The following is a 12,524-nucleotide window of genomic DNA, read 5'->3' as shown; positions in this document are numbered from 1 at the left end:
GCACTCCTAAATTTCAATTTTAACAATCCTGCTGATAAAGTATATGCCTATCAGCTCCATCAGCACTGAAAAACCTAGTATCGCTATTCCAAGGGGATTAGTAAATAATAGTATCATGTATTCGCGATTTATTACAAACAATATAAGCCCTAAAACTAAAGGTAATATTGAAATAATAAACCCTGATGCTCTTCCCTGTGCAGTTACAGTCTTTACTTCACCCTTTATTTTTACCCTTTCACGTATAGTGGTAGATATATTATCCAGAACTTCTGAAAGGTTTCCTCCAACCTGTCTCTGTATTAGCACAGCTGTAACCACAAGTTCCAAATCATCGCTTTTTATCCTGGCAACAAGATTTTCCAATGCTTTTTCAGTGGTAAGCCCAAGATTTACTTCCTTTTGCATAAATGCAAACTCCTCAGCTATTGGACCTGTCATTTCCTTCGATATGATATCTACTGACTGGAAAAAGCTATAACCTGCCTTAAGAGAATTTGACATGAGCACTATGGCATCTGATAACTGCTCATTTAGTGTTTTTAACCTTTTCTTAATTCGAGCTTTTAGGAATATTGAGGGAAACAGCCATCCGAGTATGGACACAAATATTGAAAGCAGTATTGAATTGGAAGCTAAAAATGTCAAGAATCCAAATACAACCATAAGTATCAATGATATTGTCATAAATTCTTCTGCTTTTAGAAGCAAATGAGCCCTTATCAATTTTCTTTGGGTTTCCTTTTTGTAGTTGTCAAGAAATCTTGCATGGCCAATACCGCGGGATATAATACCAAGTCCCACTTTGTATTCCCTGTTTGGTGCTTTTCTTTTATCCTCATGGATTTGATCGGTATTTATATATTGTTTAATTCTTGAAACAGCTTTTTGCTTGCTTTTTATAAACCTTATAATTACGTAGGTTAACAGAAATACTGTTATGAAGGTTGATAGGATTACCAGATAAAACACTGTTCACCCCTCCTTTTCCTATACACTAAGGCATGAATGAAAAATTACTTCCGCTTTTGAGCGGGTGTTGACGAGCTAAGTCAACACATGAGCGAAATTTATAGCGGAAGTTATTTTTTAATCATGACTAAACAAATCCTGCGGCAGTATAACACCTGCCTTATCAAACTTATCAAAAAATTTGGGCTTTATCCCGGTGGGCACTACATCCCCAATCATCTTTCCATTTTCATCCTTGCCCTTCTGTTTATAAACAAAAATATCCTGCAGGGTGATAATATCACCTTCCATTCCTACAACTTCCGTTATATGGGTAATTTTTCTGCTTCCATCCTTCAGACGGGATTGCTGAACAATAAGGTCAACTGCAGATGCAATCTGTTCTCTAATAGCTCTTACCGGCAACTCCATTCCTGCCATAAGTACCATGGTTTCAAGCCTTGCCACCATATCTCTCGGAGTATTGGCATGCCCCGTTGTAAGGGAGCCGTCATGTCCTGTATTCATTGCCTGAAGCATGTCGAGTGCCTCTCCGCTTCTAACCTCGCCGACAACTATTCTATCCGGCCTCATACGAAGGGAGTTTCTCACAAGATCCCTTATTGTTATGGCACCTTTTCCCTCTATATTGGGCGGTCTTGTTTCAAGCCTAACTACATGCTCCTGCCTTAGCTGTATTTCTGCCGCATCCTCAATAGTCACGATTCTTTCATCATCAGGTATAAAGGATGATATTACATTAAGAGTTGTGGTCTTACCGCTTCCTGTACCACCTGAAACGACTATGTTCAACCTGGATTCGACACATGCCTTTAAAAACATGGCGATATTAGGTGTAATAGTGCCGAAGTTTATCAAATCCTTCACTGTATAAGGCTTTTCCGAAAACTTTCTTATAGTGATTGTTGGGCCATTCAATGCTAATGGAGGTATTATTACATTGACACGTGAACCGTTAGGAAGCCTTGCATCTACCATAGGCGAACTTTCATCAATCCTTCTTCCAAGAGGTGCTACTATCTTTTCTATAACATGCATTACATGCTGCTCATCCTTGAAAGTTACATCACTTAGGGTAAGCCTTCCTTTTTTCTCAACATACACCTGATCCGGACCATTTACCATAATTTCCGAAACTGAAGAATCATGTATCAACGGGTTTATTGGCCCAAAGCCTATAGTCTCATCAATGACCTCAGAGATGATCTTCTGCCTGTCATTTTTGGAAAAGTAGCTTGTCTCCTGCTCCAAAATTTCCTCAGCAATGGCAGTTATTTCATTTTTAAGCCCTTCATCATCTTCATCCGGTTCCATGTTCTTAAAGGCTTCTGTCTTAATTTGTTCAATAATTTTGCTGTGTATTTTAGCCTTAACCTCTGCAAAGGGATCTTCCTTTTCATTCTGAGGCTTTTTTGATTTTATGCTTTTATTATCAGTTACATCAATATTTTTTTCTTTTTGAAGCCTTTCCAATAATGACATTGTAATTCCTCCACCCCAATATTATTTATAAGAATATAACATTAATAAATTCCCAACAGCCTTTTTATTGTACTCTTTTCCTTTTGTTCTGCAGCTTTTTCCATGGTTAACTCATCAGCCATGCCTGCTATGGCCTTTGCAACCTTTGTTTCGGTACGGGTCATTACGAATGGAAAACCCTTATTTGCAGAAGTTACTACTGTAGCACTATCCTCAGGCAAATAGGACCAAATAGTATACTTTAAGGTATCCTCAAAGTCCTTATATTTTATTCCGAACTGTTCCGAAGCTTTATTCAATACAATCTTTGTCTTTTCTTTTGAATAATGCAGGGATTCCATAATGTCAAGACCGGACTTCACATTCTTTATAGTGGGCAAATCAAGGGTAGAAACCATAAGAATCTTGTCAGACATGTCTAAAGACGTTAATACTGTTTCATGGAAACTTGCTGATGTATCAACAATTACATAATGATAACTTTCCTTAAGAGTTTTTATGATTTTCTCTACATGTGAAGAAGTTATGTATTCTGCATACTCAGGTTTTAGAGGTGCAGGCAGTACCTTTACACCTGAGAAATGAGTCACAAGATAATCATCTAAAAGATTGGCATCAAGCATATTTATTTCTTTAATAAGATCACTAATGGTATTTTTAACTGTAACATTCAGCATTATTGCAACGTCTCCGAACTGTAAATCAAGATCTATAAGTGCAACCCTCTTTTTAGTATTTCTAGCAATACAAACTGCCAGATTTGATGATATTGTTGTTTTTCCTACACCGCCTTTGGTACTGAATACAGTTATCACCTTAGACTTTATGTCTTCATGAACCCGGCTGATCCCGATATTTTCCTTTCTTTTCGCTTCTGCTTCATAAGTATTCATTATACTCACTATCAGATCGTCACTTGAAAAGGGTTTTGTTATAAATTCACGGGCACCTGCAGACATAGCTTTCCTCAAATATTCCTGTTCTCCTTGGACCGACATTATAATAACACTGGTTTCAGGAACTTCTATACTAATCTGGGAAGTAGCCTTAATTCCATCCATTATCGGCATGTTTATATCCATTAGAATCACATCAGGTCTTAACTCTTTTGCAACATTGACAGCTTCATTACCGTTCTCAGCTTCACCTATCACCTCAAATCGCTTTTCGAAAGCCAGAATGGTTTTTATATTACTCCTGGTTTCTTCTGAATCGTCAACTATTACAACCCTTATTTTATCCATGCACCTGCCTCCTTTCCACTTATTTAGCCTTCGCAGTATCCTGAATCTGATTACCAGTCTCCCTGCGGCTATATGGTACAACTTTGGAGTTTCTTTCGCTTGTCACATCAATCCTTGTCACTCCCTGAGTTTTTTTAGTGTTGTTATCTCCAACTGACCTTAAAGCAAGGCGTATGGTTGCAAATTCACTAACATATACCAACCGCTCAGCTTCTTCAGGTGTCAAAGCAAATGTTACGGTTTTGGCACTTTGAGAAGTTTTATCGTCCTTTTCAATAATCTGTTCCTGTCCTAGAGCAAGAACCAGTATATTCTCTAATGCAGTCTTTGTCATTCTCGGGTAAATTATTATATCATTCTTGTCTTCCATCTCTTCTTTCTCAAAGTTTGCTATAATATCTACATAATCACCCGGCCTAATAAGGTTAGATACAGCAATCTGTTCATTAATATTGATGCTCAAAGCCCTTTTTCCCTCCGGTACATTGTAAACAAGGTCAGTCTTGTCATCACTTACCAGTCTGTCACTAAGTATCTGCTCTCCTTCAAGAATTGCATCCCTGGTCATTTTCCCGATTATATCCTTCTTATCCTTTATTGCTTTTTTATTTGTCAATTTAGCAGGAATATCTTCAGCCCTCAGGTCGCCTTCGGTTATCTTCTGCTTTACTGCCAGATCCTTAGAAGCAACAAAAACCCTGACCTTGTCTTCTTTAACAATCTGGGTTTTTGTAGATGCATCTTTTATGTAAAAATAAATTAAAAATGTAGTAATGAAAGCCATAAATAATGCAACTAATATAATTTTCCTGTTTACGGTTTCCATAATGTCCCCTCCTTGATTACTCAACCCTCATCACTGTTTTAGCCTTAAGATGAACTGATTTATTTAAAATGGCACTAATTACAGGAGTAATCAGCACATTGTCGTATTCAACAGTTATAGTGACCTGCTCGCCTTTTTTTCTATAGCTTTCAGATGGATATATGGTTATAGATCGTTTACCAGAATCCATTGTATTTGTTAAATCATTAGCTAATGTTACAATATCCGTATCCGTTCCGCCTACAGCAGCTTTTCTTGCACATTCCCTTGAAGCGTTACTTAACACTATATAATTATTGAACATAATACCAAAGTCTATAATCCCCATAAGAATCAAAACAACTATAGGAAGTACCAATGCTGTCTCAACAACTGCCTGCCCTCTTTTGAATGAAGTAATTTTTACACCCATAAAACCATCCCTTAGAAAACTTATTGTCTTATTTGTTCTGACATATAAAGATCATTTACGCTTTTCATATAGTGTATGTTGCAATAAATTATGGTGTCTAATTTAGACACCATAATTTATTTTACTTTAAGCAAGTATATATGATCAGTTCATATTATTTGATACATTGTTAAACATATTTGCAATCTTTGGTCCAAGTACTACAAGTGCTGCAATTACTGCTACCGCTATAAGTGATATAATAAGTCCATACTCTACCATGCCCTGTCCTTTTTTGCTATGTGTGTAAGCCTTTAAATAATCGATATACATTTTAATCATAGAAAATTCCACCTTTCAAATTTTATAACCAATTTATTTTTCCTTGTTTCGTTCACCTTTAATTTAATTATAAAGCTAACATGCTGCACCTTCCATACGCCATTAGGACTTAATTTCACAGCAATTATGCCTACAAAAAAAGAATAGGATATTCCTATTCTCTAGTACTTTATGACTATATAACAAAATCTTTTAAGACTTAATATTATGCTTGAAAGCATAGATTGCCGCCTGTGTCCTATCCGATACATTCAGTTTTTTGAATATATTCGAAACATGATTCTTAACTGTTTTTTCGCTGATATAAAGCTTTTTGGCTATTTCCTTATTAATGAGCCCTTCCGCAATCAATTCAATAACTTCAATTTCTCTTGATGTCAAAATATTTTCTTCCTCTTTTCCCTTTGCATGGGTTGACATCCTGCTGAACTCCTTAACTAATTCACTTGTCATATTAGGCTGTACGTATGTATTTCCATTTGATACTGTGCGAATTGCCTCTACCAATACAGATGATTCAGCGTCCTTCAAAACATATCCTTCCGCTCCAAGCTGTATGGTTTTAAACAAATACTCTCTGTCCTGATGTATCGTAAGCACAACAATCCTGTGATCATCCTCATCCTTTTTCAATTCCTCAATAGCCTGTAATCCATTCATACCAGGCATATTAATATCCATCAGGATTACATCAGGCTTATATTCCCTGGCAAGCTTTACAGCTTCTTCACCGTTTGAAGCCTGCGATACAACCTCAATATCATTTTCAAGTTCCAGTATCTGCTTAATTCCCTGCCTTACCATATGATGATCATCTGCAATTAGGACCTTAATTATTTTCATCTGCATCCCCCTCATTTTGCTTTAAAGGTATCATAATGCTTAATCTAGTACCAGAACCAGTTCGAGAACTTATATTAAACTCACCATCCAAAAGCTCAACCCTTTCCTTCATACTGAAAAGTCCAAAGCCGCTTTCAATATCCTCATGCTTAACTTTAAGACTTTCCACATCAAACCCAACACCGTCATCATTAATAGAGAGTCTCAGCTTATCTTCAATAAATTCAATATTAACGCTAACGCTATTGGCTTTAGCATGTTTTCTGATATTATTCAATGCTTCCTGAACAATTCTGAAAACAGTCAGAGAAATTACAGACCTAATATCACTTATGCTTCCCCTGGACTTAAACAGGACATCTATTTTATTTTCTTCCTGAAAAGTTGATATATACCTTTGAAGAGTAGGTACAAGGCCTAAGTCATCAAGAGACATAGGCCTTAAATTATATATAATTTTTCTCACATCAACCAAACTCTCTCTTACAATCCTTTTTAGATTCTGCAGCTCAAACCTGGCTTTCTCAATATCTACATCAATGAGTTTTTCGCATATTTCTGCTTTTAATACAACGTTTGACATGGACTGGGCAGGACCATCATGAATCTCTCTTGCAACTCTCTGTCGTTCATCCTCCTGTGCCTTGATAATCCTGAAACCCCAGACTTGCCTCTGCTGCATGTCTTCTATTTGATTTCCCAGATTAATAAGATCACCACACAGATATTCCATTGCAACACCAACATGAGCCATCAAATTGTCAGCCCTTTGAACTGTTTTTAGGACTTCTTTGATCCTTACCTCCAAATCATTCCTTCTTTTTATGAAATACTTTTCTTTTTCCCTTTTTATTACAAGCTCTATACGTAGATTATCGGCTTTTTCATAAGCCTGCTTTAGTTCTTCTTGTGAGAATTTTTCAAAATTCTTATTTACCACCATTAACTTTTTTCTACTGTTTTGGAGTTCCTTTTCAATTTCATCTACCTCTTTTATTAGCTCGGCAGCCTCAGTTTTTAATAATTCGAGCTCAGCAACAAGGTTTTTATGCTCTTTCCGAGCACCTTCGGCTATCTCACAAATCTCTTTTTTACTTCCGTTAATAGCATCAACAACTTTTTTAATTATTTCATCCATCTTTGAAGCATCAAATTTGTAATTAGCCATAAAAATCCTCCTATATATTTAAGGATTTTGAAATGAATAAGAAATGATTTAAATTCAGAATATTAATAATATTCTACATTCACAAGATAATCCCTTTAACTAACCACTGATAATCCATCTGTTATCCGGTTGTTTTTTTACGTTCATCTCATCCAGTGTTCTTTTCACCGCTTTATGCAATGCCACTGCCGCTTCCTGCCTGAAGTATTCCGTATTCAGCTTAATTCTATCGCTATAATTTGATATATATCCAATCTCAGCAATTACTGCTGCCATTTGGGTTCTCCGCAAAACCGATAGGTTAGGCCTTGCTATAATACCGTTATCTATTGTACCAAGCCTTTTAACAAGCTCCTCCTGGACAATTTGTGCAAATCTTTCTCCATTTATTTTTCCATTTCCACTACTTCCCGGACAGTACAGGGTTTCAGTTCCTTTATAATTAGGGCTATCCGGCATATTATTATTGTGAATACTCAAAAACAGCGTAGCATCTTTTTCATTTGCCAAATCAGACCTTTCTTTAAGTCCAACAAACACATCCTCTTTTCTAGTAAAAAGAACTTTAAAACCATCATTCTCCAATAGCTTTCCTAATTTTAAAGATATATCTAAATTTAATACTTTCTCATAAATATTATCAAAGTATGTTCCCAGATCCTCCCCTCCATGCCCAGGATCTATCAATAAAAGCACCTCCTTTTTAACAGGTGTGGGTGTTGGCATAACATTAGTAATTTTTTCAGTAACAGTCCCAGATTGTATTTTGTCGTTTTTATCATTAAATGTTGGAGATCCCGCATTCATAATATACTTGTTGAAAAAAAAGGCAGTATTTAAAATTACAAACAATACCGATAGTAATATTACCAGTGATCTTACAAATAAGGAATCCATCTTAATTTTCTTTCTCATAAGCTCCACCTTTATGGATTAGTATTTATTTTTGTTAATTTATTTTTGTTGATATTTATTTTCAGAGAAATTATGACTAGGTTTTATATATAATTATCGGCTATTTTAGTTATAATATCTAGCTGAATTAAGTGCCTTACATTCCTAAATTTTATAACGGTTCAAATTTTATGTAAAATAAATTGATATTTAGCCTTAAAGGCATTTAAATCCTCAAAGGGGTGTTGCAAAATGCATTTACCACTTCATATTGTCCTTAGCCTTTTAAAGCTGTACAATTTAATATGATTTTATATCGATTTGCAGTAACCCCTTTAGGAGGAATTAATACGTAATTTCCTTAATGAACATATCTGTTTACATCATTCAATGTAATACCTTCGTGGAGTGCTATATTGATACCGTTAGCTATAACCTTTGATATTCTTTCAATGATGTCGTCAATCTCCTTTGGTGTCACAATAAGATTGCCTACATATGGCTCCAATACTTCCCTAATCAGCATATGTTTTTCATTTCTATCAATCTCATTTAGCATATTATAAAACTCAGTACCCTTAGTTGCATGTTTTATTAGGCTGTCCATAGCAAGATCTATAGCATCATTAGCTATAGTTGCAGCTTCAACAACTGTAGGGACTCCGACAGCTATAACAGGAACGCCCATAGTAGTCTTGGAAAGTTCCATTCTTTTATTCCCAACACCTGAACCGGGCGATATTCCCGTATCAGCAATCTGAATTGTTGTGCTCATACGCTCTGTTTTTCTGGATGCAAGAGCATCAATTGCTATTATAAGCTCTGGCTTTATTTTATCGACAATTCCCTTTATTATCTCACCCGTTTCTATCCCTGTAATACCCAGCACCCCAGGAGCTACAGCACATACAGGCCTGACACCGTCATCAACCTGTTCAGGTACATACTCCAATAAGTGTCTTGTAACCATAAGGCTTGATACCACCTTTGGTCCTAATGCATCTGGTGTTACATTCCAATTTCCCAAACCTACTACAAGGACAGTTGAATTTTTCCCCAAATTCACAAGCTTTTGAAGTTCCTTTGCAAACTCCCGGCTAGAGTCTTCAACAAGGTCCTGATCATTCTCTCTAAGCCTTGGTATCTCAAGTGTGATATAATTTCCCATTGGCTTTCCTATTGAATCTTCACCCATAAGAGTTGTAACTCTTACCCTGGTTATTTTGATATCCTCAGTTCCATCGTTTTCAACTTCTACTCCCGGCGGATGTCCCGACGATTGATCAGCATTTACGGCTGACTGCTTGATAAATAATTCATTTGCTTCTAAAGCCAAATCTGTCCTAATACTTCTATTCATAATCAAACCCCTTCCTTTATCTATCATTACAAAATATTTTTTCCTTGCATAGTGGTTTCAATACTTATTCCCTAAGATAATTATTTAAAAGTTTTTTAAATACCCTTGCAATTATATTTTTTTCATGGTACAATACTTCATGATTATTAACTCGCAGGAGGTGAAAGGTTTGCCGAATATTAAGTCTGCAATAAAAAGAGTGAAGGTAACTCAGAAAAAGACATTAATAAATTCAATGAAGAAATCTACGCTTAAAACTTCAATTAAGAAATGTAAGGAAGCAATTGAAAGTAAGGACGCTAATGTTAAAGTTTCTTATACTGAAGCAATAAAGGCTATAGATAAAGCAGCAGCAAGAAAGTTGTTACATAAGAACACCGCTGCGAGAAGGAAATCAAAATTGGCTAAAGCATTGAATAAGATGGCTTAAATTAAATTAGTAAAAAACTAAACAAATATAAACGTACTTTATAAGTGCGTTTTTTTGTTTAGTTTTTTTGTTTAGTTTTTTATTAAACTATAATATATTTTCTTGAATTGCATACATATTTTGTAATGAAGATGTAAACTATATTTGCATTTTTTGTATAATTAGTATATAATTTAATTATAGGGGTGTAATATGATTGATAAACTTAGTGATACTATTACAAAAAAAATAAGAGAGAATAATAAAGAAATAACTGACGAGAAAGCCGAAATAATTACTTATGGTGCAAATATAATAATATTTCAAACAATTATTACAGCATTAATAATGATAATTGCATTTTTTCTTGGTGTCTTTACCTATGCATTTATATCCTTTATCATAGTCGGGTTGCTAAGATCAACTGTAGGAGGTTCACACTCACACACACGACTTCAGTGTACTCTTATGCATTCCTTCTCTATATTTGGCACCATAATACTTTCAAACTATATAAAATTTAATAGTTATTATCCTGCAATATTTTTGCTTTTAATTAGTATATTTGTCATCTTAAAATATGCACCTGGCGAAACAATTAACGGGCCCTTATATAGCAATAGCCAGAAGAGGAGTCAGAAAACAGCAGGGATAACCATAGAAACAATAACTTTTTGTATAGGCTTATTTGTGAAAAATATCGATTTGCAGGCATACTACATAATTATTATCTCATCATTTATTCCAATTATATTTCTAACACCTTTAGGCTACATAATTTTAGGATGTAAAAGATGCTAAAATAACACGTTAAAAAGCAGTACAAAATAAATAAATAAATTAACGAAAGGATGTGGTATCATGAAAAAGGTATTGAAGGATGTAGTATCAAATATTATTACAGGCTTAACATCAAATGTTGCTTCAAAATGCTGGCCTTTTGCTTTCTATCAGCCTAAAGCACCCAAAGCTTTAAGAAAAAGCCATTAAAAGCTAAAACAAAACACTTTATTCTTTTTATCCATCCCATAATTTAGACATTGACAAATAATCTATATATTTTGCAATAATTATTTTACATTTTTAATTTTTGTAAAACATTTTCCTTGATTCATATGATTCGAAAAATGCATTTCTATAATGCAAATGAATACGTTTCAACTGCATTTGCTAATGTAAAATTTTTTCGTAACATATCTAGCTGGTCAATCGGTAATTATTTGTAATTGGATATTTAAGTTTAAAGTGTTTTGATTTTCCAGTAAAAACCACTAATCTGCTATGAAATTTCAAGTCTTTGAGAAAACAATGTATCCGTTACTGACGTTTCTAGCGAACAATTCTGATTCCTCGAAATAATCTTGTTGACCTCCCAAAGGCCAAACCCGCTATGTCCAGACTTTGTAGTATAGCCATTCTCAAATATTTTGTCTTTATTCAATTTGCCTGCATAAGAATTTATTATTTCTATCACAATAATGTTCTGAGAATTTTTGTTGATGGATAACTCTACGTATTTATTAGGGGATTCAAATGCGGCTTCAAGTGCATTATCCAAAAGTATGCCTAAGATTTTGCACAAATCGTAAATTTTTACTTTTTCTATATTGTATTCATCCATGATATTTATTACAAATTGGATATCCTTAAGCTCTGCGAATGATAGTTTTGAAAGCAGCAATCCATATAATGCAGGATTATTTTTTACATATTTGCTAAGGGGAAGAGTATTGTTTATCCTCCTGGTATCGCTTTGCAGCTGATGGTAATACTTTTTCAGCCCGTTTATGTCATTTAATGCAATGTATCCGCCTATTGCCTGAACATTATTGTTGAAATCATGCTTAAATCCCCTTAAACCGTCAATAATATCATCAAGTGTTTTTATATAATCTTTCTGGAACTCAACTTCTCTGCTTTTAACCTCTAGCTCTGATGACTTTATGGAGTTATAAAAGCATAGTATTAGAAGAACAAATACCGCAAATACATTAAAATACACCATATTGGTATCAATATCTTTGGAATTGTTCAAATAATATAAAATATTCGGTACAATCAATATTGCACTTATAATTGAGTTGGCGAGTATGCTAAAAGATCTTTTTTTATTAATATCTTCGGGTATATTGACCTTTAATCTCATATAGTATACAGCAATAGCCATTGCTAAATAAAGCACCGTACCTATTATTCTCAACAAAATCATCTTTTGATAGGAGTTAGCCCATGTAGTAACATCAAACTCACTACCGAATGATATTTTTAATATGGCAGAACCCAAGTAATCAAACAATGTACTTATAACAACCAATAAGGATGTTGCAGCTATAGAATGCACAACACCTAAGCCCAATATAAATTTTAAAGTTAATATCATGATTATTATGTAAAGAAAAACGTTTACAGGGTTGTTATTTCCTACTATTGCTGTAAATAAAGTTTGTGCAGCTGTATTTACCAATGAAAAAACAATTAATTTTTTAAAATCAATAGTCTTAATAAAAATATTTAATACCAAAAACCCCTGTACTATAAAATACACAAATTGCACAGCATTTTGAACAATAAAAGCCAAAATATCCCCCTCCAA

The 12,524-nt window shown here is 34.5% G+C and carries 14 protein-coding genes; 3 read left to right on the top strand and 11 right to left on the bottom strand.

The window, feature by feature from the left end; translation table 11 throughout:
- Positions 1-6: 6 nt before the first annotated feature.
- The 10 genes from Bccel_RS01685 to gpr all read right to left on the bottom strand — a co-directional run bounded on the left by Bccel_RS01685 (position 7) and on the right by gpr (position 9,522).
- Complete coding sequence (locus tag Bccel_RS01685; RefSeq protein ID WP_036946272.1) at positions 7-972, bottom strand: type II secretion system F family protein; 966 nt, start codon at positions 970-972, stop codon at positions 7-9.
- 117 nt (positions 973-1,089) lie between these two features.
- Entirely contained in the window at positions 1,090-2,454 is a 1,365-nt protein-coding gene (locus Bccel_RS01680; protein WP_036946270.1) for a TadA family conjugal transfer-associated ATPase, read from the bottom strand.
- 41 nt (positions 2,455-2,495) lie between these two features.
- Positions 2,496-3,698, bottom strand: a complete 1,203-nt coding sequence (locus tag Bccel_RS01675; protein ID WP_036946268.1) for a CpaE/TadZ family protein — start codon at positions 3,696-3,698, stop codon at positions 2,496-2,498.
- Positions 3,699-3,717: 19 nt separating this feature from the next.
- Positions 3,718-4,524 (bottom strand): Flp pilus assembly protein CpaB, encoded by an 807-nt coding sequence (cpaB, locus tag Bccel_RS01670; RefSeq protein WP_036946266.1) that lies wholly within the window; start codon positions 4,522-4,524, stop codon positions 3,718-3,720.
- Between the two features lie 16 nt (positions 4,525-4,540).
- Complete coding sequence (locus tag Bccel_RS01665; RefSeq protein WP_036946264.1) at positions 4,541-4,936, bottom strand: TadE family protein; 396 nt, start codon at positions 4,934-4,936, stop codon at positions 4,541-4,543.
- 144 nt (positions 4,937-5,080) lie between these two features.
- Positions 5,081-5,257, bottom strand: coding sequence for a Flp family type IVb pilin (locus Bccel_RS01660; RefSeq protein ID WP_036946262.1), 177 nt, complete (start codon positions 5,255-5,257; stop codon positions 5,081-5,083).
- Between the two features lie 192 nt (positions 5,258-5,449).
- Positions 5,450-6,100 carry a response regulator gene (locus tag Bccel_RS01655; protein WP_036946260.1) on the bottom strand — a complete coding sequence of 217 codons (651 nt, stop codon included), beginning with the start codon at positions 6,098-6,100 and terminating at the stop codon, positions 5,450-5,452.
- On the bottom strand, positions 6,087-7,268 hold the full coding sequence (locus Bccel_RS01650) for a sensor histidine kinase (protein WP_036946257.1): 1,182 nt from the start codon (positions 7,266-7,268) through the stop codon (positions 6,087-6,089). The genes Bccel_RS01655 and Bccel_RS01650 overlap by 14 nt, the downstream gene beginning before the upstream one ends.
- A gap of 99 nt (positions 7,269-7,367) precedes the next feature.
- Entirely contained in the window at positions 7,368-8,183 is an 816-nt protein-coding gene (locus Bccel_RS01645; RefSeq protein ID WP_050752987.1) for an N-acetylmuramoyl-L-alanine amidase family protein, read from the bottom strand.
- A gap of 340 nt (positions 8,184-8,523) precedes the next feature.
- Positions 8,524-9,522, bottom strand: a complete 999-nt coding sequence (gpr, locus tag Bccel_RS01640) for a GPR endopeptidase (RefSeq protein WP_036946253.1) — start codon at positions 9,520-9,522, stop codon at positions 8,524-8,526.
- A gap of 169 nt (positions 9,523-9,691) precedes the next feature.
- Between gpr and rpsT the strand changes: the two genes are divergently transcribed.
- The 3 genes from rpsT to Bccel_RS28560 all read left to right on the top strand — a co-directional run bounded on the left by rpsT (position 9,692) and on the right by Bccel_RS28560 (position 10,921).
- Positions 9,692-9,952 (top strand): 30S ribosomal protein S20, encoded by a 261-nt coding sequence (rpsT, locus tag Bccel_RS01635; RefSeq protein ID WP_036946251.1) that lies wholly within the window; start codon positions 9,692-9,694, stop codon positions 9,950-9,952.
- 192 nt (positions 9,953-10,144) lie between these two features.
- The gene (locus Bccel_RS01630; RefSeq protein WP_050752986.1) at positions 10,145-10,732 is read left to right on the top strand and encodes an accessory gene regulator ArgB-like protein; all 588 of its coding nucleotides are present in this window, start codon (positions 10,145-10,147) and stop codon (positions 10,730-10,732) included.
- A gap of 60 nt (positions 10,733-10,792) precedes the next feature.
- Positions 10,793-10,921 carry a cyclic lactone autoinducer peptide gene (locus Bccel_RS28560; protein WP_081927326.1) on the top strand — a complete coding sequence of 43 codons (129 nt, stop codon included), beginning with the start codon at positions 10,793-10,795 and terminating at the stop codon, positions 10,919-10,921.
- Between the two features lie 289 nt (positions 10,922-11,210).
- Here the strand turns inward: Bccel_RS28560 and Bccel_RS01625 are convergent, their stop codons facing one another.
- The gene (locus tag Bccel_RS01625) at positions 11,211-12,509 is read right to left on the bottom strand and encodes a sensor histidine kinase (RefSeq protein WP_036946249.1); all 1,299 of its coding nucleotides are present in this window, start codon (positions 12,507-12,509) and stop codon (positions 11,211-11,213) included.
- Between the last annotated feature and the right edge of the window lie 15 nt (positions 12,510-12,524).

Origin of the sequence: Pseudobacteroides cellulosolvens ATCC 35603 = DSM 2933, from assembly GCF_001262605.1 — a bacterium.
In the GTDB taxonomy this organism is placed as follows: domain Bacteria; phylum Bacillota; class Clostridia; order Acetivibrionales; family DSM-2933; genus Pseudobacteroides; species Pseudobacteroides cellulosolvens.
This window is presented reverse-complemented; position numbering and strand designations above follow the sequence as displayed.